Annotated in this window: 22 protein-coding genes; 11 read left to right on the forward strand and 11 right to left on the reverse strand. The window is 36.8% G+C overall.

All coding sequences use genetic code 11. The features are described 5' to 3' along the window. Positions 1-53 precede the first annotated feature (53 nt). Both EZ456_RS23585 and cmk read right to left on the reverse strand, forming a co-directional pair. On the reverse strand, positions 54-884 hold the full coding sequence (locus EZ456_RS23585; protein WP_131534449.1) for a 3-keto-disaccharide hydrolase: 831 nt from the start codon (positions 882-884) through the stop codon (positions 54-56). 245 nt (positions 885-1,129) lie between these two features. Then, positions 1,130-1,810 carry a (d)CMP kinase gene (gene cmk, locus EZ456_RS23590; protein ID WP_131534451.1) on the reverse strand — a complete coding sequence of 227 codons (681 nt, stop codon included), beginning with the start codon at positions 1,808-1,810 and terminating at the stop codon, positions 1,130-1,132. A 131-nt stretch (positions 1,811-1,941) separates the two neighbouring features. Here cmk and EZ456_RS23595 point away from each other — a divergent pair, with 131 nt between their 5' ends. Together EZ456_RS23595 and arfB are read left to right on the forward strand one after the other, a co-directional pair. Further along, on the forward strand, positions 1,942-2,457 hold the full coding sequence (locus EZ456_RS23595) for a ferritin (protein WP_131534453.1): 516 nt from the start codon (positions 1,942-1,944) through the stop codon (positions 2,455-2,457). 38 nt (positions 2,458-2,495) lie between these two features. Beyond that, a complete protein-coding gene (gene arfB, locus EZ456_RS23600; protein WP_131534455.1) occupies positions 2,496-2,906 on the forward strand; it encodes an alternative ribosome rescue aminoacyl-tRNA hydrolase ArfB in 411 nt (136 codons plus the stop codon). A 2-nt stretch (positions 2,907-2,908) separates the two neighbouring features. Here the strand turns inward: arfB and EZ456_RS23605 are convergent, their stop codons facing one another. From EZ456_RS23605 to lon, 3 genes are all read right to left on the reverse strand, one after another. Further along, positions 2,909-3,424 carry a L,D-transpeptidase family protein gene (locus EZ456_RS23605; protein ID WP_131534457.1) on the reverse strand — a complete coding sequence of 172 codons (516 nt, stop codon included), beginning with the start codon at positions 3,422-3,424 and terminating at the stop codon, positions 2,909-2,911. A gap of 22 nt (positions 3,425-3,446) precedes the next feature. Next, positions 3,447-4,397: a lipid A deacylase LpxR family protein gene (locus EZ456_RS23610; protein WP_131534459.1), complete on the reverse strand. Its 951-nt coding sequence runs from the start codon at positions 4,395-4,397 to the stop codon at positions 3,447-3,449. An 83-nt stretch (positions 4,398-4,480) separates the two neighbouring features. After that, positions 4,481-6,952 (reverse strand): endopeptidase La, encoded by a 2,472-nt coding sequence (gene lon / locus EZ456_RS23615; protein ID WP_131534461.1) that lies wholly within the window; start codon positions 6,950-6,952, stop codon positions 4,481-4,483. Between the two features lie 316 nt (positions 6,953-7,268). Between lon and EZ456_RS23620 the strand changes: the two genes are divergently transcribed. Then, positions 7,269-7,889 (forward strand): tetratricopeptide repeat protein, encoded by a 621-nt coding sequence (locus tag EZ456_RS23620; RefSeq protein WP_131534463.1) that lies wholly within the window; start codon positions 7,269-7,271, stop codon positions 7,887-7,889. Positions 7,890-7,942: 53 nt separating this feature from the next. On the opposite strand, the gene EZ456_RS23625 is transcribed toward EZ456_RS23620, so the two are convergent. Both EZ456_RS23625 and gpmI read right to left on the reverse strand, forming a co-directional pair. After that, positions 7,943-8,473, reverse strand: coding sequence for a hypothetical protein (locus EZ456_RS23625; RefSeq protein WP_131534465.1), 531 nt, complete (start codon positions 8,471-8,473; stop codon positions 7,943-7,945). Next, positions 8,473-9,996, reverse strand: a complete 1,524-nt coding sequence (gene gpmI / locus EZ456_RS23630; protein ID WP_131534467.1) for a 2,3-bisphosphoglycerate-independent phosphoglycerate mutase — start codon at positions 9,994-9,996, stop codon at positions 8,473-8,475. Before gpmI ends, EZ456_RS23625 begins: the two co-directional genes overlap by 1 nt. A 207-nt stretch (positions 9,997-10,203) precedes the next feature. On the opposite strand from gpmI, the gene EZ456_RS23635 reads away from it, so the two are divergent. From EZ456_RS23635 to EZ456_RS23650, 4 genes are all read left to right on the forward strand, one after another. Further along, the gene (locus tag EZ456_RS23635) at positions 10,204-10,569 is read left to right on the forward strand and encodes a DUF4783 domain-containing protein (RefSeq protein WP_225876611.1); all 366 of its coding nucleotides are present in this window, start codon (positions 10,204-10,206) and stop codon (positions 10,567-10,569) included. 156 nt (positions 10,570-10,725) lie between these two features. Then, complete coding sequence (gene nadC, locus EZ456_RS23640) at positions 10,726-11,568, forward strand: carboxylating nicotinate-nucleotide diphosphorylase (RefSeq protein WP_131534469.1); 843 nt, start codon at positions 10,726-10,728, stop codon at positions 11,566-11,568. Positions 11,569-11,617: 49 nt separating this feature from the next. Continuing rightward, a complete protein-coding gene (plsY, locus tag EZ456_RS23645) occupies positions 11,618-12,265 on the forward strand; it encodes a glycerol-3-phosphate 1-O-acyltransferase PlsY (protein ID WP_029279402.1) in 648 nt (215 codons plus the stop codon). Positions 12,266-12,362: 97 nt separating this feature from the next. Beyond that, positions 12,363-13,169, forward strand: coding sequence for a M48 family metallopeptidase (locus EZ456_RS23650; protein ID WP_131534471.1), 807 nt, complete (start codon positions 12,363-12,365; stop codon positions 13,167-13,169). Positions 13,170-13,441: 272 nt separating this feature from the next. On the opposite strand, the gene EZ456_RS23655 is transcribed toward EZ456_RS23650, so the two are convergent. Beyond that, on the reverse strand, positions 13,442-14,698 hold the full coding sequence (locus EZ456_RS23655) for an anthranilate synthase component I family protein (RefSeq protein ID WP_131534473.1): 1,257 nt from the start codon (positions 14,696-14,698) through the stop codon (positions 13,442-13,444). Between the two features lie 71 nt (positions 14,699-14,769). Between EZ456_RS23655 and EZ456_RS23660 the strand changes: the two genes are divergently transcribed. Next, the gene (locus EZ456_RS23660) at positions 14,770-15,198 is read left to right on the forward strand and encodes a hypothetical protein (RefSeq protein ID WP_131534475.1); all 429 of its coding nucleotides are present in this window, start codon (positions 14,770-14,772) and stop codon (positions 15,196-15,198) included. A gap of 243 nt (positions 15,199-15,441) precedes the next feature. Here EZ456_RS23660 and EZ456_RS23665 read toward each other — a convergent pair whose 3' ends face one another. From EZ456_RS23665 to EZ456_RS23675, 3 genes are all read right to left on the reverse strand, one after another. Continuing rightward, on the reverse strand, positions 15,442-16,722 hold the full coding sequence (locus tag EZ456_RS23665; protein ID WP_131534477.1) for an adenylosuccinate synthase: 1,281 nt from the start codon (positions 16,720-16,722) through the stop codon (positions 15,442-15,444). Positions 16,723-16,760: 38 nt separating this feature from the next. After that, complete coding sequence (locus EZ456_RS23670) at positions 16,761-17,258, reverse strand: Fur family transcriptional regulator (RefSeq protein ID WP_131534479.1); 498 nt, start codon at positions 17,256-17,258, stop codon at positions 16,761-16,763. Positions 17,259-17,447: 189 nt separating this feature from the next. Continuing rightward, positions 17,448-19,655 carry a RelA/SpoT family protein gene (locus EZ456_RS23675; protein WP_131534481.1) on the reverse strand — a complete coding sequence of 736 codons (2,208 nt, stop codon included), beginning with the start codon at positions 19,653-19,655 and terminating at the stop codon, positions 17,448-17,450. A 109-nt stretch (positions 19,656-19,764) separates the two neighbouring features. On the opposite strand from EZ456_RS23675, the gene EZ456_RS23680 reads away from it, so the two are divergent. Genes EZ456_RS23680 through bshB1 form a run of 3 tightly spaced genes read left to right on the forward strand, consistent with a single transcriptional unit; the run spans position 19,765 to position 21,622 of the window. Next, positions 19,765-20,379, forward strand: coding sequence for a DUF4294 domain-containing protein (locus tag EZ456_RS23680; protein WP_131534482.1), 615 nt, complete (start codon positions 19,765-19,767; stop codon positions 20,377-20,379). Between the two features lie 6 nt (positions 20,380-20,385). Then, entirely contained in the window at positions 20,386-20,898 is a 513-nt protein-coding gene (locus EZ456_RS23685; RefSeq protein ID WP_131534483.1) for a glutathione peroxidase, read from the forward strand. Positions 20,899-20,905: 7 nt separating this feature from the next. Then, entirely contained in the window at positions 20,906-21,622 is a 717-nt protein-coding gene (bshB1, locus tag EZ456_RS23690) for a bacillithiol biosynthesis deacetylase BshB1 (protein WP_131534490.1), read from the forward strand. Positions 21,623-21,776: the final 154 nt, after the last annotated feature.

Raw genomic sequence — 21,776 nt, forward strand, 5'->3', positions numbered from 1 at the left:
ATTTAGGTGTAAGGTTTTTACATCATCATTCAACAATTGAGTACCAATATGGTTTACTCTTTTAATATTTTAGCCAATACCTTATCCAGTTTTGCTTTATCTTTCATGTATGCTTCCAAATCGTAAAGTTGCACCGTTTTAAATTCTATCGGGTGACTTTCGCTCTGTAATGAAATATAACCTGAAGTTAATGCTTTGCCATCTATTTTAACTTTTGGATCAAAATTCGAAACGCTACCACCACCAATTTGAGGTTTGGTGTATTCTAAAACCACTTCGCCTGCAATAATGTGTTTTACAACCGAATCACCTAAAACTAAAAATTCCGCGGTTACCCATTGGTCGCCAGCATAGGTTTTTGATTTAGAGTCTAAACAGTGTCCGGTAAATAGTTTTCCGTTATAATCAATTAGTGTTCCAGGTGTGCATACGTTACTGGTATGGCGTTCATGTTCACCATCTCCACCCAGAATTTGGGCTTCAATCGAAATCGGGAAATCCTGATCTTTCAACATTGTTGCAGGGTCTTGGCAATGTAACATGGCACCACTATTTCTGGTTGCCCAACCTTCACCACCTTTAGCCTGATCGCCAACAAAACGATAGGTTACTTTTAATAGGTAAGCCGAAAACGGTTTTTTATAGAAAATATGTCCGTATTGTTTATCAAATTCATTGTATCCATCATAACTCACCTTCATCACACCATTTTCTACGCGGAAAGTATTGGCATAATTTTCTTTGTATTCGTGTTTGGCAATTTTAATATTCCAATCTTTTAAATCTTTTCCATTAAAGAGATTGATCCAGCCTTTTTGAGCCTTGGCATTGAGGATAGTAAGCGATAAAAATAATACCGCAAGATAAATTGATTTTAATTTCATAGTAACATTTGGGTTGGGTGCTAAAAATATGAAATTTTTTCTATCTCAGGAAACGGTAGGTTAGTCTGAAGTCTTTAGTCGGGAGTCTGAAGTCGATTTATTTGGAGTTTGAAGCCGATTAGCTATTTTAACAATTAACCAGTTTCGTTTTAAGATTGCTTTGTGCCTCGCAATGACAAATACGGCCATCAACCATCAACTCCTGAACCACTGGCTACTGAATTAATGACGAATAAACCAACAAGCTAATGAACCAAAAACGGCTCTACTCTTTCCATTGCAAAAGCCAATTGTTCTTCTTGGGTAAGGTCGGTATTATCCAGAATAACAGCATCATCAGCTCTAACTAAAGGACTTTCTTTTCTGGTGGTATCGGCGTAGTCACGGTGCGCAAGGTTTTCAAAAACCTCTTCTAAAGTAGTTTCGTTATTACCTTTGCTCTCCAATTCCTTAAATCTGCGTTCGGCCCTGATTTTCGGATCAGCTGTCATAAAAAATTTCACAGGGGCATCAGGGAAAACGGTAGTGCCAATATCACGGCCATCCATTACAATGTTTTTTGATTTGCCCATGCGTTGCTGTTGTTTCACCATTTCATGGCGGACAATTTTGTGTGCTGAAACCTCACTCACATTTTCAGAAACAGGCATTAAACGGATTTCATCTGAAACTTCTTCACCGTTAAGGGTAATGTGCGATTCGTAATCGCGGGAGTGGAAATTTAATTCGATATGTTTTAGTGCATCAACAACTTTAGTATCATCAGCAATATCGATCTTATTTCTTAAGAAATATAGGGTTACGGCACGGTACATCGCTCCGCTATCTACATAAATGAAACCTAATTTTTTAGCTAATGCTTTCGCTAATGTACTTTTTCCGCAAGATGAATAGCCATCTATTGCTATTACTAGGTTTTTTTTCATCGTATAGCAAAGGTAAAAAATAGAAACATAATGCTGAATTTTTTATGGGTATAAAGATAGATTCTAAACAAGATACGGCTAAAACATTGATTTGCTGGATGTGTTTAATTATAAAAATAAATAGAAAATTTATGTTACTATCTGAAAGAATGTTGGAGGCTTTGAATAACCAGGTTAAATTGGAAGCCCAATCATCACAAGTATATTTGGGAATTGCCTCATGGTTAGAAACGCAGCCAGGTTTAGAGGGATATACCGAGTTTTTCTACCGCCAAAGTGACGAAGAACGTCATCATATGCTTAAGCTGATTCATTATATCAATGATCGTGATGGGCATGCGATAATTACAGCCCTTGAAATGCCCAAAAATTCTTTCGGACAGGTAATAGAAGTATTTCAGGATAATGAATTGCTGGTTTCAAAAAGCATTAACGATCTGGTAGAGCTTTCGCTGAATGAGAAAGATTATCTCACATTTAAATTTTTGCAATGGTATTTAGATGAGCAATTGGAAGAAGAAAAAATGGCGAAAACCATGTTAGAGAAACTTCAATTGGTTGGTAGTGATAGGGGAGGAATTTACCAGTTGGATAAGGATATTGTGGGTTTACGTAGCAAGGTAAGCGAATCGAAAGAGGGGGAGTAATCTGTTATTATTAAATTCCAAATTATTACTTTTGCGGCATGTTGCCTACAAGAGATGAAATTTTACGATCAGTTAGCTTTAAAACTTCCCGAAGTGGAGGCAAAGGTGGGCAAAATGTAAATAAAGTTTCGAGTAAGGTAGAATTGATTTTCGACCTCGAAACTGCAGCTTATTTCGACGAAGATGAAAAGATACTATTAAGATCCAGATTGGAAAACCGCCTAGATACCGATGGTTTATTGCATATTGTTTCGCAAGAGGATAGGAGTCAGCTACTGAATAAAGAAAAAACAGTTGCTAAGTTGATTGAATTGTTAAAACGATCGCTTCAGGTTCAGAAGAAAAGAAAAGCAACCAAAATCCCCAAAGGAGTTACTCAAAAAAGATTGAAGAATAAAGCTGTAAATTCAGATAAAAAGGAGAGTCGCAAAAGACCATCAATTGATTAAGTCTACGGTCTGATTTCTATTTTAGTTCCAATGTTTACAGCATAATACAATTCGTCTACTTCGTTATTGGTTAACGCCATACAGCCGTTTGTCCAATCGAAAAGTCGTTGAAACTTGCCAATAAAACCTAGTTTATTTCTAACTCCATGTATTTTAATATCACCACCTGGTAATTTGTTGAGTGTTTTAGCTTTGGCAATATCTTTTTCATTTGGGTAAGATACTCCAAGGTTTTTATGGTACCCACTATGTGGGTTTTTCGCATTGATGATATAAACTCCCTCGGGCGTTTTCTCATCACCTTCAAATTCTTTATGGCCAACTGGGCTGTCGCCCAACGAAATCTGATAAGTTTTAATCAATATCTGCTTTGAATAAGCTAGTAATTGCCGATTTGATTTTTTAACAATGATATAATCGATTTCGGCATTAGTTGGTAATTTCTTTTCAGGATATAGATTGTAGATAACTGCACCAGTAATGAAGAACAAAATGATAAAAAAGATTATTTTTTTCATACTCCACAAATTATTAATTAACCTAACTTTTACCAAACCTATAATACAAACTCAAACCGCCATAATTTTGTGCTTTAGCCACACTTTTAACTTCTTTAGTTTTAAAAATGATGTTAAAATCTGCTGTAAATCTTTTTGAACTATAATTTACACCAAACTGTTGTTCAAAAACAATCGGTTTTACCCCAAAAGTTAATGGACTGTTATCATTAAAAAGACTTCCCTGTATAGTGGCATCGTAGGCAACAAAGTTTAGTTGTGGTTTTACATAAAAGAAAAATTCAGAGTTGTTTAAGCTTTTTGTTTTCGAATTACCGATCACTGCGTTGTGATAAGCAGTGTTGAACAATTGATTTAGTTTACCGGCCCTAAAAAGCACCGATGCACCCAAACCCGAAAAAGTTGTTCCTAAATTGGCATAACCCTGCGCACTAATATCCACAATAGGATCTTCAGGTCTAAGAAGCAACTTGCTATAATTTGCGGCAAGGTTTACGGCCAGTTCATTTTTAATCTGGTAATCCCAGCCTGCAGGCGTATAAAAACCTACTGTTTTATGTAAAAAACGTTGTGCTGTTTGCGCAAGTGAGTTTGGGCCAACTGTTCCCAATTCTACGCTGGTTTTTAAAACACTTTCATTTTTATAGAAAACAGAATATGCTCCTCCAGTATACAGATAACCAGCAAAAGGTCTATCCTGGTCTTCTTTATTCGGAACCTGGCCCCAATAAGGCGTGTACATTCTCTGTCCGGCAGAAATTTCATAGGTCTTTTTCTCTATTTTATCAGATAGCTTTTCAGTATTAATGGTGTGGCGGAAGTAAATAAATAATCCGTTAGTATAATACCGATCGTTTAAAGTAGCCAAATAAGCATCGTTTTCGGTTTTAAAACCGAATTCGTTTTTAAAAGATTGAGCGAAACTGGCTGAAACAACCAAACAAAAAACTATGGTGAATAAAAATGATCTCATAAAAAAGCCCAGGCAATTTACCTAGGCTATAAAAGTATTTATTGTAATTGGATTTTTAATTGTTAATCCAAAAGAATTAGCAATTAGTTTACAATCGGAGCAATTTTAACACTTAAATCTAAAGGTTTTTTTACCTTATTCTTAGTTAAGGCCAATTCAATTACTTCGCTCATTTCGGTTACATAATGGAATTTTAAATCCTTGATGTAACTTTCTTTAATCTCTAAAATATCTTTACGGTTGCTTTTGCAAAGGATAATTTCTTTAATATTTGCCCTTTTTGCTGCAAGAATTTTTTCTTTAATCCCACCAACAGGAAGTACTTTTCCGCGTAAGGTAATCTCACCAGTCATGGCTAAATGCTGCTTTACTTTACGTTGTGTAAATGCCGACGTTAGGGCGGTAAGCATTGTTACCCCAGCAGAAGGTCCGTCTTTTGGTGTAGCACCTGCAGGCACGTGAACATGCACATCCCAGTTATCAAATAAAGTGTAATCTATATCAAATTCTGCTGCGTGCGCGCGTAAATAGGCTAGCGCAATAACCGCCGATTCTTTCATCACATCGCCAAGGTTACCCGTTAAAGTGAGTTTACCCTTTCCGGGACTTAGGCTCGATTCGATAAATAAAATATCTCCCCCAACACTTGTCCAGGCCAAACCCGTTACTACTCCAGCCACTTCATTGCCTTCGTATAAATCTTTATCATAAATTGGGGCACCTAAAATACGTTCTACATCTTCGTTGCTTAAATTTGCATCGTAGGTTTCTTCCATTGCAATTTTGGTGGCCACACCACGTACTAAAGAACCTATTTTTTTCTCCAAACCCCGCACACCAGATTCTCTGGTATAATCTTCAATCACTTTTTCGATCAGCGGAGTTTTTAGGTTAATATCCTTAGTTTGTAAACCATGATTTTCTTTCTGTTTAGGCAACAGATATTTTTTAGCAATTTCTATTTTCTCTTCAATGGTATAGCCATTTACCTCAATAATCTCCATACGATCTAACAACGCAGGTTGTATAGTGCTTAAAGAGTTCGCTGTTGCAATAAACAAGATATTAGATAAATCGTAATCCACTTCAACATAGTGATCGTAGAATGCATTGTTCTGCTCAGGATCTAATACTTCAAGTAAGGCTGATGATGGATCGCCACGGTGGTCTGTTCCTACTTTATCAATCTCATCCAAAACGAAAACGGGATTATCTGCTCCCGCTTTTTTAATAGAAGAGATAATACGGCCTGGCATTGCACCTATGTAAGTTTTACGGTGACCACGAATTTCTGCTTCATCACGGATACCGCCTAAAGCCATACGTACATACTTACGGCCTAATGCTTTCGCAATAGATTTTCCTAAAGATGTTTTACCAACTCCCGGAGGGCCAACCAAACATAAAATCGGCGCTTTCATATTGCGCTTTAATTTTAATACTGCTAAGTATTCTATAATGCGCTGCTTAACTTTTTCTAAGCCAAAGTGATCTTTATCTAAGATACGTTGTGCTCTTTTTAGGTCGAAATTATCTTTCGTAAACTCACTCCAGGGTAAATCCAAAAGGAGTTCTAAATAATTTAACTGAACCGAGTAATCGGGAGCTGCAGGGTTCATTCTGCCCAACTTATCTAACTCCTTATCAAAATGTTCGGCAACTGCTTTGGTCCATTTTTTCTTTTTAGCCTTTTCTTGTAAAGCATCAAATTCTAGATCGGCAGAGTTGCCTCCCAATTCTTCCTGAATGGTTTTTAGCTGTTGATTTAAAAAATAATCGCGTTGCTGTTTATCTAAATCGGTACGTACTTTCGATTGGATCTGATTTCTCAGCTCCAGCATCTGCAATTCAATCATTAAAAGTTCCATTACCTTTTGTGCCCTTTCCTGCAATTTATCCATTTCGAGGATTTTTTGCTTATCGGCCATTTCGGCATTCATGTTTGATGAAATGAAATTGATCAAAAATGAATTGCTCTCGATGTTTTTAAGTGCAATACTGGCTTCGCTTGGAATATTTGGTGACAGCTGGATAATCTGTGCAGACATTTCGCGGATAGAAGCGATTAATGTTTTAAACTCTTTATCTGCCTTGTGCTTTTGTTCTTCGAATTTTTTAACAACTGCTTTAATATAAGGTTCGTTCTGCACCTCTTCAATTAAGCTGAAACGTTGTTTACCCTGGATAATTACCGTAGTATTTCCATCAGGCATCTGTAACAGCTTAATGATGTTTGCAACAGTACCAACTGTGTTAAGTTGCTCAAAAGTAGGGTCTTCAATGGAAACATCTTTTTGAGAAACTACCCCAATAATCTTATTTCCTTTATAAGCTTCCTTAATTAATTTAATCGATTTATCTCTTCCAACCGTAATAGGAATAACTACTCCTGGAAATAAAACTGTGTTTCGCAAAGGCAATATGGCCAACGTTTCGGGCGTTTCCTCATTGTTCATTTCCTCTTCGTCTTGTTGAGACATTAAGGGAAAAAATTCGGTATCCTCGTTTATGATTGGCATTGCTGTATGGAAATCAAATATATCTTGTTTACTCATTATCACATTTTCCGCTAACGACAAACTGGCAGTTTAATCGTATTCACTTTGTTTAATTTTGGTGTTAACTTAATAAATTCAACTCTTGTGCCAAAGTGAAAATAATATTAATCTTATGTTAAAAAGGCAGAGTAATATAAATATTTTCGCCAATATCATATAAAGCATATTTTAGCGTTTAAGCTAATGTTTAGAACATTTGGTTTTGAATGAAAGAAAATTAAAAACTTTTAAATTATCAGAATAGGATTATATTGCAAAAAATTTCTCCTATAAATTTGGTTAGGCGTTAATTTGTTAAACTTATTACTCATACATGAACTATTTTAAAAAGGCGATTTTAGGATTAATTATTTTTACATCAACTAGTAGTTTCGCGCAAAGCAATTATGAAAGAAGCATGCAAGCTATGATGAAAGGTGATTATAAAACTGCCGCTATACAATTAGAAAAAGCTGATACTAAAACGCCTGATAATGCAAATGTGCTCCAGATGCTGGGATATTCTTATTTCCAAAATCGCGAATACGAGAAATGTATTGCAATTTACAGCCGATTATTAAACATCAAACCTACTGAGGTTTCTGCTTATTATTATCGCGGTATAGCAAGGTTAAAAATCGCTAACGATCCTAAAGAATCGTTAAATACCATGCGCGAGAACTTTTATTTGGCATCTCTCAAAGATTTTACAAAAGCCATTGAAATTAGTGGAGATGAAGATGCCCAGATGTTTCAGAACCGTGGCTTAGCTTACAAAGATTATGCAATTTTCAAATCTTTTAAAGCGAAGAAAAAAGAAGATAAAGTGGCTTGTGTAGCTTTGTTTAATAACTCTATCGCTGATTTTCAGAAGGTATTAACCTTGCAGCCATTAAGAAAAGATATTATCGATTGGGTAACCTACGATAAAGCGCAGATTGCGAGCCTAAAATAAAATACAGCCTTTAAAGAAAAATGGGACTTGAATATTTTCGAGTCCCATTTTTTTTATTTCAGCCTTCCAATAACTGAATATTTCTTTTCCTTTAGCAATCTAATTTTCTGTTGTTTTTTGATCGCATATAGGCTATCTGGGCAGTAGATTAAGGTATCTTGAGATTGGTATAAGATATTTTTGTTATCAATAATGATCTCTATTTTACCTGCTTTCTGGCCGTTCCAGGTTATAGAAACCTTCTTAATAGAGATTTTTTTATTATCAGAAGTATAAATATCTACTCCATCTTGTTCTTTTGCTTTAAAACTCCCTTTCCAAGATGTTTTATTGATATCAGCATTAACGAAAATGGCTAATTCTTTTGTCCAGTTAGCAATTTTAGCTATTTTGTTTTCGGCGGCCCCATTTACACTAACGGTTTTATTTACAATAGGGTTTAGCCTTTTTAAACGTGAAATTTCTTTTCCAAAATATCCTTTTATATCAAAATACAGTAAATCAGTATTTGCTTCAGCTTCTTTTCGCTGATTGCAGGAAAATAATGCCAAAGCAAATACCAGGATATAAAGTTTTTTAATCATTATACTAAAACATTTCCTGTCATTTCTTCTGGAATAGCCACACCTAGTATTTTTAAAACAGTAGGGGCAATGTCACCTAATTTGCCATTTGCAATGGTTTTATAATCCTTATCGATTAAAATACAAGGAACCAGATTGGTTGTATGCGCAGTATTGGCAGATCCATCACCGTTTACCATAAATTCGGAATTTCCATGATCGGCCAAAAGAATAAACGAATAACCATGTTCCAAACCTTTGTTTACCACAGTTTCTGCACATTTATCTGCAGTTTCAACTGCTTTTACCACAGCCTCAAAAACTCCTGTGTGGCCAACCATATCTGGATTGGCAAAGTTTAAGCAAATAAAATCGGCCCATCCTGTTTCCATTTCTTTGGTAATGGCATCGGTAATTCCTGCGGCACTCATTTCTGGTTGAAGATCGTACGTAGCTACTTTCGGTGAAGGAATTAAAAGTCGTTTTTCGTTTTGAAATTCAGCCTCCCTTCCGCCAGAGAAGAAGAAGGTTACGTGAGGGTATTTTTCGGTCTCAGCAATGCGGATCTGGTTTTTATTATTATTGGCCAATACCTCACCAATGGTTTGGGTTAAATCATCTTTGGTGAAAATTACATTTACTTTTTCAAAGCTCTCATCGTAAGTAGTCATGGTAACATAATACAAGGGCAGTTTATGCATCTGCTGCTCTGGGAAATCTTTTTGCGTTAATGCAGCTGTGATTTCACGACCTCTATCCGTACGGAAATTAAAACAGATCACCACATCATCGTTTTGAATGGTTGCAACTGGAGCACCATTTGGCTGTGTTAATACAATTGGCTTTAAAAATTCGTCGGTAACACCATCAGCATACGATTTTTTAATCGCTGCCAAAGCATCCTGGGTTTTTTCGCCAATACCATTTACCATTACATCATAAGCTTGTTTAACGCGCTCCCAACGGTTATCGCGGTCCATTGCATAATAACGGCCAATCATAGTAGCCAATTTAGCATTGGTATTTTGGATATGGTTTTCCAGATCAGTAATAAAGCCCAAGCCAGAATTTGGATCAGTATCGCGACCATCTAAAAAAGCATGAACAAACGTATTTGGAACGTTAGCTTCGTTGGAGGCATCGCATAAAGCTTTTAAATGTTCGATATGGGCATGCACACCACCGTTTGAAACCAGACCGATGAAGTGAACCGCTTTGTTATGCTGTTTAGCATAATCGAATGCACTTACCAAAACCGGGTTGCTGTGCAATTCTCTATCGGTAATTGATTTGTTAATTCGTCCAAGCTCTTGGTAAACTACCCGACCTGCACCTAAGTTCATGTGCCCAACTTCTGAGTTTCCCATCTGCCCGGCTGGTAAGCCTACTGCTTCACCTGATGCTTCAAGTTTAGAATTTGGGTATTTCTGTAGTAAAGAATCGAAAAAAGGAGTGTTGGCGGCATATGCAGCATCAGAATTATCTTGTTTTCCGTAGCCCCAACCATCTAAAATTATAAGTGCGAGTTTTTTATCGTTTACCATTTTTATTGTAAAATTTTATTGATCCAAACTAAAACATTTTCATGTATAACATGTTTTAGTGTTTTGTTTATATCGCAAATATAACTTTATTGAGGCTTATACAAACGAAGAAATCCTTTTTTTGATACGCTAATGGCATAATTTTAGCTATAGGGTTCTGTATAAAATACAGAAATGATCCGGAGCTTATTTTTACTCATTATTAGTTTGTCGTCATTATATCACCCTACAGCTCTTCAGGCAGATATTATTGATGATTTATCCTCGTATTTTAAGGCTGGCAACTCAAAAGAAATAGCTAAAAGTTTCGCCTCAACTATCGAACTTATTATTGTTGATGAAGAAGATGTATACTCAAAAGCACAGGGTGAACAGATTTTAAGAGATTTTTTTGTAAAACATCCTCCAGTAAAAACTAGTATTTTTCATAAAATTAATACAAATCCAAATTATCGTTTTGGTGTAATTATTTTAGGTACCGCCAAAGAAACCTTCAGGGTTTCTATCACCATGAAAAAATTCAATACCAGCTTTTCTATTACCGAATTAAGGATTGAGCCTGCAAAGGATTAAGGTAAATAAAAATCAGCTTGGGGAAAAGCGAAAGCAGATTTTCGATGTTTCTAACCGCATGCCAAATTAAATCGCTGATTTAACAAATCACTTTAACCCGTCAGTAAATTGTCTGCTAACAAATAATTCTTATTTTTGCGGCATAAAATCTACATTTTGGATATTCAACTTATACATCAATTCATAAAAAATGCCCTTACCGAAGATGTTGGCGATGGCGATCATACCTCACTTTCAACGATTCCTTCTGGAACACAGGGGAAAGCAAAGTTAATTATCAAAGAAGATGGTGTTTTAGCCGGGATTGAACTGGCTCTTGAAATTTTTAAGGAGGTTGATGCCGAACTGAAAGTTGATGTTTTGTTGCAGGATGGTGCCGAAGTAAAGGTTGGCGATATTGCATTAACCGTTTCAGGTAGCACACATTCCATTTTAATTGCAGAACGTTTGGTTTTAAACTGTATGCAGCGCATGAGTGGCATTGCTACTAAAACCCATCGTATTGTTTCTTTATTGAAAACAACTAAAACCAAGATTTTAGATACCCGCAAAACTACCCCTGGTTTACGTTATTTAGAAAAGTGGGCAGTAAGGATTGGTCGGGGCGTAAATCACCGGATTGGATTGTATGATATGATCTTGATTAAAGACAATCATGTAGATTATGCAGGAGGGATTTCAAATGCCATTACAGCCGCTAAAAAATACTTGATTGATCAAAATAAATCACTTCAGATCGAAATCGAGGTCCGGAATTTGGAAGAGTTATCTCAAGTTTTGGCTATTGGCGGTGTAGACCGTATTATGCTTGATAATTTTAGTTTCGAAAACTTAAGGGCAGCGGTTAAATTAATCGACGGTAAATTTATCACAGAGGCTTCTGGAGGAATTACAGAGGAAAATGTTGCAGAATATGCAGCTTGTGGAGTAGATTTTATTTCGATGGGGGCACTTACACACTCAGTGAAAAGCCTGGATATGAGTTTAAAAGCATACTAAAGTGATTTGCTATAAAATTAAAAGCTTATTTTTTGTATCATTGTAGGCTATGGTTACGGTTTATTCTCTCAGCGCGTTATTAATTGCCTACCTTTTTGGATCTATACCAACAGCTGTATGGCTTGGTCAGGCCTTTTATGGTGTTGATGTAAGGGAGTACGGAAGTGGTAACGCTGGTGCAACCAATACCTTCAGGGTGCTGGGTAAAAAAGCCGGAATTGCAGTAATGATCATCGATATTGCTAAAGGTTATACGGCAACCAATCTAGCCTATTTGATCGGCATGTCGGTAACCGGGCCACAAAATTCAGTTGTTTTTGTTAATTATCAACTTGCACTCGGTGTAACTGCAGTAATGGGACATTTATTTCCTGTTTTTGCCGGTTTTAGAGGTGGAAAAGGCGTTGCCACACTTTTTGGAATGATTTTGGCAGTTAACTTCGAAGCATCTATGCTTTGTGTTCTGGTTTTTGTGGTGGTATTATTGTTAACTAAATATGTTTCATTAAGTTCCATTTGTGCGGGATTTACTTTTCCGCTAAGTGTGGTCTTCTTGTTTCAGGTTTCCATTAAATCTGAAGTGCTTTATGGCATGGTGGTTTGTATTTTGATTTTAGTTACACATCAAAAGAATCTCGAAAGATTGCTGAAAGGCAAAGAATCTAAAGTGTATTTGTTTAGGAAGAAAACTAATTAATTTAACAAAACACATTTCATTAAAACTTATTTGTAGGCTTGCTGTTTAATCTTCGACCTTGCTTATCACTATTTACTAAACATTTAAAATCGCATTTATGAAAAAGTTATTTTTAACAGCAAGTGTTGCTGGAATATTATTATTTAACTCCTGTTCTACTGTTCCTTTAACAGGTCGTAGTCGATTTGATTTAGTGAGTAATGACCAGGTTTTGCCGATGGCATTTCAAGCTTACAGCACTTTTTTAACGGAGAATAAAACGACAGTTTTACCCGCGTCGAATGCGCAGGCTTTGAAAGTTAAAACTGTTGGTAGTAGATTAATTACGGCAGTAAAATCATATATGAACAGCAATAACTATGGTAATCTAATTGCAGATTACCAGTGGGAAGTTAATGTAGTACAGAACAATGAGAAAAATGCTTGGTGCATGCCAGGGGGGAAGATTGTGGTTTATACGGGTATTTTGCCTGTTACCCAAGATGACGCTGGTTTAGCCACAGTAATGGGGCATGAGATTGCCCATGCCATTGCTGGTCACTCCGCAGAACGGATGTCGCAAGAAATGGTTGCCCAGGGTATTGGTGCAGCAGCAGGTGTTGCATTATCTAAAAATCCAAAAACACAATCTATTTTTAATACCCTTTATGGTGTTGGTACGCCAGTGGCAATGTTAAAATTCAGTCGCAACCAAGAATTAGAGGCCGATCGTTTAGGGTTGATTTTTATGGCAATGGCTGGGTACAATCCACAAAATGCTACCAGTTTCTGGAACAGGATGTCGTCGGCATCTGCAGGAGCCCAAAAACCAGCCGAGTTTTTAAGTACCCACCCAAGCGATGCTACACGTATTGCACAGATCCAAAAATATTTACCTGAGGCACAGCAGTATTATAAAAAATAAGGTATAGGGCTTAAGGTTTAAGGTGGAAGGTTTTTGCATGATGCAGAATTTTCCACCTTTTTTGTTTGAAAATACTATTTGGTCTTAGCGTCTCGCTAAGACTTTTTTATTTGAATTAAAGTTTAGGGATATTGATTAAGTCGTAGCGAGACGCTATCACTAGGAAAATATGGCTAGAAAATACTTGTTTTAAAGATTCTTCACTGCATCCGATAGCTATCGGATAAGAATGACAAACTATGTTATGAACAAACAAATGACAAATGAACTAATCAATTACCCAACACTTTCAAAATCGCACTGGCCTTTAACAAGCATTCTTCATATTCTAGTGCGGCATCACTTTGGTAAGTAATAGCACCTCCAACCTGAAACGATAAATATTTGGATTTAGCATGGTATAAGATGCTTCGGATAACCACATTAAAATCGAAATCTCCATCAGGGCTAATGCAGCCAAAAGAGCCAGAATAAATACCTCTTTTGGTAACTTCGTATTCTTCAATCAATTTCATGGCTTTAACCTTCGGTGCACCAGTCATAGATCCCATCGGGAAGGCATTTTTTATGGCATCAATAAAGTGGATCTCTGGATTTAATTCACAGCTAATGGTAGAGATCATCTGATGGACCTGTGGGAAGCTGTAGATGCCGAATAATTCATTAACGGTAACAGAACCCTTAACTGCCGATTTAGTGAGATCGTGGCGCACCAAATCGACTATCATTACATTTTCAGCCTGCTCTTTAATATCGTTTCTTAGCCGCAGCTTTATGGCTTCATCTTCTGCCAGATCAGCACTTCTTTTAGCAGTGCCTTTAATGGGTTGTGAGGTCAATTTTGATCCTCGCTTGCAAAGGAACCTTTCTGGGGTTGCAGATAAAATATATTTATCGTGAACTTTAAAATAACCGGCAAATGGGGTGGGCGAAACTTGATTTAGCGCCTCGAAAGTTTGAACGGGATCTATTTTTATATTTTCGGCAAAAAACTCGTGACAGAAATTAACTTCATAGATATCGCCACGAATAATATGATCTTTTAAGGCTTCTACTTTTTGAACATATTCATCTCTCAACAACCGTTGCGCTATCGTTACTTTTTTAGATTGGATTTCTGGTTTAAACTGAAAGGAATCTATCTCTGCTAAAATTGATTCAGGGCCAATCAGAACCTCGGCATTGCCATTTTTAAAGGCAATTAAGTATTTTGGAACAAAAAAGTACAAATCTGGGAAATTTAAATGATCCGAATTATTAGAATGGAGGTCTTCTATTTCGTTTTTTAAATCGTAGCTGAAAAAGCCAAAAATCCACTGTTTATGAAATGAGTAAAAGCTTTTTAGTTGATCGAAAGCATTACCTGCCGCACATTTTAGTTCATGATGTGCATCGGCCGCGATAATGAAATCGTAAGCCGAGTAGGCATCTCTGTAGTTATTTGAATCTAAAAAGCAACAAACTTCAAACTGGTTGGCCCAATGCAACGCTTTTTGTTTAAAATTAGATATGTTTTGTAGGTTTTTCAAGCTGCGGCAAAGGTAGAAATAGCGTTGATAATTGTAAGAAATTAATTTTTATCTTGAATAATAATTAAGTTATGAAAGTAAAGGATCTATTTTTCCTCTGTATCGTTTTATTAATATTGGGGTGCTCGAGGGTTGGGCAAAGGAAAATTTACTTGTACGAACTCCAAAAAGCAAAAGTAAAAATGGATATAGATATGACAGATGATTCTTGTGCCATAGTAGATATTATAGCATACTTTCCAAACACAGAAAAGTGTGGAGCAAATAAACAATTAGCAAACTTATATATGTGTAGAGAAGATTTAACAGGAGACACACTTTATGTATTTGCTGATTGTGATTCAGAGAAAAGCATTCCTTTTGATAGAGGTGTTTGTATTATGAGGAGTGATATTAAAAGTGAAGTCCCAAAAGAGATAGTGGTTTCTATACCTGATAATTTTATAATACCAAATGGGGCAAAATATGTTTTCTCCAATTTATTTTGGTTAGTGGATTGAAGAGGAAAGCGTAAATTATAATCCCTGTTTGTAACTGTGATTGGTACTAGAGGAGTAACGTCATTTCGACCGTAGTGGAGAAATCTGTTTCGATAGATCTCACCATTTCGCTGTGCTGCAGTCGAGATGACGATTTTTTAATAATAATTAACTAAAAACAAAAAAAGCAACCCGGTTATGGATTGCTTTTACATTATCGGTCGTCACCGTGAATTTATTTCTAGGTGACGGAATTGAATATTTTTAACGTAAAGCTAAAGTTTGTGCTCTATCTGGTCCTACTGAAAGGAATTTAATTGGCACTTCTAGTTCTTTTTCTAAGAACGCAATATAATCATTCAATTTAGCTGGAATTTGATCTACAGAAGTAATTTTAGTTACATCAGTAGCCCAACCGTCAATTGCTTTCAATACAGGTTTTGGTTCGATAGAAATGATATCATATGGCATGTAATCAATCGTTTCACCATTATATTCGTAATGCGTACAAGCATAAATGGTATCAAAAGTATCCAAAACATCAGCTTTCATCATAATTAACTCAGTTACACCGTTTAACATGATGGCATATTTTAATGCAGGAAGATCAATCCAACCACAACGACGGGCACGGCCTGTAGTTGCGCCAAACTCGTGACCTAAAGCGCGTAAATTTTCGCCAACCTCGTTATCTAATTCAGTAGGAAAAGGACCGCCACCAACACGCGTGCAATACGCTTTAAAGATACCATAAACAGCACCTACTTTATTAGGCGCAATACCTAAACCAGTGCAGGCACCTGCTGTTGTTGTATTACTAGAAGTTACAAAAGGGTATGAACCGAAATCTACATCTAATAAAGTTCCTTGTGCACCTTCTGCTAAAACCGCTTTTCCTTCTTTTAAGAAGCCATTCACATAATGTTCGCTATCTACGTGAGGAATGGTTTTTAAGAATTCGATTGCTTCAAAGAATGATGCTTCTTTTTCGGCCAATTCATATTCGAAACCTTCGTAATGAGAAAGGATTTCAGTGTGTTTCTCTACCAATTTAGCGTAACGCTCTTTAAAATCAGGTAGCGTAGTATCGCCAACACGCAAACCATTACGGCCAGTTTTATCCATATAAGTTGGACCAATACCTTTTAAGGTTGATCCAATTTTATTTTTACCCATGCGTGCTTCGTTAGCAGCATCCAATAATTGGTGGGTTGGTAAAATTAAGTGCGCTTTACGGGCAATCACCAATTTGCCATCGGCAACAGGATCATGACCAGCTTTTTTTAAATTATCTAACTCTCTTTTTAGGATAATAGGGTCGATTACTACACCATTACCAATAAGGTTCATGGTTTTTTCGTTAAAAATTCCTGAAGGGATTGTATTTAAAACGAATTTTTTGCCATCAAACTCTAAAGTATGTCCGGCATTTGGGCCACCCTGAAAACGGGCAATAAGATCATATTTTGGACTTAGTACATCAACGATTTTTCCCTTTCCTTCATCACCCCATTGCAGGCCGAGAAGTACATCTACTTGCGTCATTATTTAATAAATTAAGCTGGTTTTATTTGTATTATGATTTAATTTTGTTTGATTTTTTCGGCTGTCGCTGCACTTTCGCTTACTTTTCTGGCCATACTGCAATCAGAGCAGAAGCCATAAAGATTTAATGAATGGTGTTTAACATCAAATTTTAAAAGATCACCAACCATGGTTTGGATTTGGTGTATTCGAGGATCGCAGAATTCTACTACTTTACCACATTCGATACAAATTACGTGATCGTGTTGGCGGTAACCATAAGATTTTTCGAATTGTGCCATGTTTTTACCAAACTGGTGCTTGGTAACTAAATCGCATGAAACCAATAACTCCAATGTGTTATAAACCGTAGCACGACTTACGCGGTACTTTTGGTTTTTCATGTGGATATAAAGGGTTTCTACATCAAAGTGATCATTTCTTGAATATATTTCTTCCAATATAGCGAAACGCTCTGGTGTTTTACGTAGATTTTTGTTTTCTAAATAAGCCTCAAAAATCTTGCGAACGAGCTCATTTGTTTTTTGTTCAGACATAGTTTTTAAACTCCATTCAAAGGTAGGTAAATTGTTTTAAAAAATGATTACACCGATCAAATGATTACACAGATTTGTAATTAGTCGGAGGTTTGGGGTCGGGAGGCAGAAGTTTAAATTGCAAATAACTTGCAACTTAGGCCTCAAAATCCTGACTTCCGACATCGGCCTTCGGACTTTCTGACTGCCTTAGGCATCAAATCTCGTTACTCCGGTAACCCCTCTAACTTTTAATAAATTTCTAATCAGGTTTTCCAGGTGTTCAGTATCGTTTACGAAAATCATGATTGAACCATCAAAAATCCCTTCATTAGTATCGACGGTAATTGATCTCATATTTACTTTAAAGTCGGTCGAAATAACCCTGGTAATGTTATTGATCAAGCCAACATCATCAATACCTACAATGCGTAGGCCAGTTAAGAAAGTTAATTCCTGTTGTTTGTTCCATTTGGCTTTTACCACTCGATAACCATAATTGGCCATCAGTTGTGCGGCATTAGGGCAGTTGGTACGGTGTATTTTAATGCCTTCGCTCACGGTAATAAAACCAAAAACATCATCTCCAGGAATTGGGTTACAACAGGCAGCCAATGTATAATCAATGCGCTGCATATCTTCACCAATGAGTAAAATATCAGATTCTCCACCTTTAATTTTACTTTTAACTCCATCAACTGATAAGTTTTCAGGACGTTCCGGACCACGGTTTTCGACTTCTTTCTCGCTCGATAGATATTCTTTTATATCTTTCAGTTCGATTTTTCCCAGGGCAACATTAACGAATAGTTCTTGTGTAGAAGGCAGTTTAAAGAAATAACTTAGCTTTTGTAAATTATCAGTATTGTAGGTGATTTTTAACGATTTCAGCTTCCTTTCTAAGATTTCTTTGCCATTTTCGGCAATTTTCCGCTTTTCTTCCTTTAAAGATGATTTAATTTTCGATTTGGCTTTAGCAGTAACCACCACGTTTAGCCAATCTTCTTTAGGGGTTTGCTTGCTCGAGGTGATAATCTCTACCTGATCGCCATTTTGCAGTTTGTAAGAGATCGGAACCAGTTTGTGGTTCACTTTAGCGCCGATACAGGTGGCACCCACATCGGTATGGATCTCGAAAGCAAAATCTAATGCCGTAGCACCTAAAGGCAACTGGATCAAAGCACCTTTTGGCGTGAAAATAAAAATCTCATCCGAGAAAAGGTTCATTTTGAAATCATCCAGAAAATCTAAAGCATTCGCCTCAGGGTTACTCAACATTTCGCGAACTTTCTGGATCCATTGATCTAATCCATTATCGTTACTCGATTCTTTGTATTTCCAGTGTGCAGCAAAACCTTTCTCTGCAATTTCATTCATGCGCTGTGTACGGATCTGTACCTCAACCCATTGTCCCCGTGGACCCATTACCGTAGTATGTAAACTTTCGTAGCCATTTCCTTTTGGTGAGGAAACCCAATCGCGTAAGCGGTCTGGATTAGGGCGATACAAATCGGTTACAATAGAATAAGCTTTCCAACAATCTGCCTTTTCATTTTCGGGCGCCGAATCCAAAATAATCCGAATGGCAAAAAGATCATAAACCTCTTCGAAAGGAATGTTTTTCTTTTTCATCTTGTTCCAGATGGAGTGGATTGATTTCGGCCTGCCATACACATCGGCTACTAAACCCTGTTCATGGACGATTTCGTCAATAGGCTCCACAAATTTTTTGATGAAAAGCGCACGTTCTGTTTTTTTCTCGTTTAATTTTTTTGCGATAAATTTGTAAGTGTCGGGGTCAAGATATTTCATCGAAAGATCTTCCAACTCCGATTTTATGGCATACAAACCCAACCGATGGGCTAATGGCGCATATAGATAAATGGTTTCTGAAGCGATTTTAAGCTGTTTGTGACGCGGCATAAAGTCCATTGTACGCATATTATGCAAACGATCGGCAAGTTTGATGAGGATTACCCTCACATCATCTGCCAGGGTTAGCAGCATTTTACGGAAATTCTCGGCCTGTAAAGAGCTATTGGTATCGAAAACGCCAGATATTTTAGTTAAACCATCGATAATTTTAGCGGTTTTCTTGCCAAATTCGCGCTCAATATCTTCTAAAGTGATGTCGGTGTCTTCTACCACATCATGCAATAAAGCGCAAACAATAGAGGTTGTACCCAGGCCAATTTCTTCAGCAGCAATCTGCGCCACCGCAATAGGGTGGTAGATATAAGGTTCGCCAGATTTACGCCGCATATCTTTATGGCTCTCCAATGCCATATCAAAAGCTTTCCTGATTTCTTTTTTATCGCCCTTCTGTAAAGTAGATTTGCTTGCCCGTAATAATGCCCTATATCTTTTTAGAATCTCTTGCTTTTCCGCCTCTAAATCAATCACTAACTCTGTTTTCATTTGTATTTTTTGCGTAAAAATTGCGTCTTATTTATGAATAAAACTTATATTAGTTTTGTGAAACACCTAATATATGAAATAACACCTAACTTTGTAAAAGTATAAATTTATGAAAATTAAAGGGCTCTTTTTTCTTTGTATTGTAATGATTTGTAGCATTTCGCTATGGGCTCAGGATCCTGCAGCACCAATATTCCCAAAATTGGGTAAAAGCGATACAATAAGAGTAGCCTCAACAAACGATAATGGTGTAATGATTCCGTGGATGCAACTTAACGATGTATCCATTTATGCACTAAGAATCTGGAAATCGCCGGCAGAAAGAGCTGCATATAATCGCTTAAGGTATAATGTATTAAAAGTAATGCCCTATGCATTATTTGCTAAACGTAGGTACGAACAACTGGAACAAGATATTGCCCGAACACCTGAGAAAAAGGAACAGAAACAACTGGTTAAACAATGTGATAAAGAAATTAAAGACATGTTTAACCGCGAAATAAAGGATTTGACGATTACTCAAGGTCAGATTTTAACGAAACTGATCGACCGTGAAGTGGGTAGAACAACATACGATATTGTAAAGCAGACCAAAGGCGGTTTTGCTGCATTTTCTTATCAGATTGTTGCTCGTGTGGTAGGACATAATTTAAAAAGCACTTACAATCCGAATGAGGATAGGGATATTGAATCCATTATCCGCACTTCAGGATTTTATCAATAACATATAATGCAGGAACGCATTCCGAATATTTACTCGTTTAAGGTTAAAAAAATCAACGGCGAAGAGCAGCCATTATCAGCCTACCGCAATAAAGTTGTTTTAATTGTAAATACTGCATCAGCGTGTGGTTTTACACCACAATTAAAGGAACTGCAGCAGCTTAAAGATGAAATTAATAGTCCTGATTTTGAAATCCTGGGCTTTCCCACAAACGATTTTGGAAAACAGGAACCATTAAACGGTTCTGACATCTCCTCTTTTTGCGAGATTAACCATGGTGTAAAATTTCCGGTTTTTGATAAGATTATGGTTCGAGGAGCGCATGCTCATCCGCTTTATCAATTCCTGAGCGAGAAAAAGCAAAACACAAAATTAAGTTCGAAACCCCGTTGGAACTTTCATAAATACATCGTGAACAAAAATGGCGAGCTTGAAGATTATTTTTTACCGTTCACCAAGCCATTGAGTTCGAAAATTAAAAAGAAAATTCAGCAACTGCTGAACCAAAATGCCCAATAATTACATCATGAAGTTAGATATTTTAGTGATAGCCGTGCACCCTGATGATGCAGAGCTTTGCTGTTCAGGTACTATTTTAAAACATATTGCCCTTGGTAAAAAAGTTGGAATTGTAGATTTAACCAGAGGCGAACTGGGCACACGAGGTACAGCAGAAACAAGAGATGAGGAAGCGGCAGCCTCCGCTAAAATTTTGGGTTTACATGCGCGTGAAAATTTAAGATTGAGGGATGGCTTTTTTCAGAATGATGAGTTTCATCGATTGGAAGTGATTAAAGCCATTAGGAAATATCAACCCGAAATTATTTTAAGTAATGCTTTAGAAGACCGTCATCCTGATCATGGAAGGGCTGGCGACCTGGTTTACGATTCGGTTTTTTTATCAGGCTTACCAAAAATAGAAACCTCAATTGATGGTATTACGCAAGAAGCACATCGCCCGAGATTGTTATTGCAATACATTCAGGATCGATATTTAAAGCCTGATATTATTGTAGATATATCTGATCACATGGATAAGAAAATAGAATCTATTAAGGCTTTTAAAACACAATTTTATAATCCTGATGTGGATGGATTGCAAACTTATATTTCTTCGCCGGAGTTTTTCGAAAGTGTGATTGGCCGTTCGAGAGAATTCGGTAAAAGCATTGGCGCAACTTTTGGCGAAGGCTTTACTTCGCGAAAATTGTTGGGTGTTGATAATTTATTTGATTTGAGATAGGGGAATTGTCATTCTGAGCGCAGCGAAGAATCTCCAAATTGAAAAGTACTTACTTGATTTGCTGCACAATTATCATTTTGTTCTTTTTTGGCTGTGGATTCTTCGCTACGCTCAGAATGACAGAACCCACCGCCAACAAAACCGCTGCTTATTT

The sequence above is a fragment of the Pedobacter psychrodurus genome (genome assembly GCF_004331735.1).
Lineage (GTDB): Bacteria > Bacteroidota > Bacteroidia > Sphingobacteriales > Sphingobacteriaceae > Pedobacter > Pedobacter psychrodurus.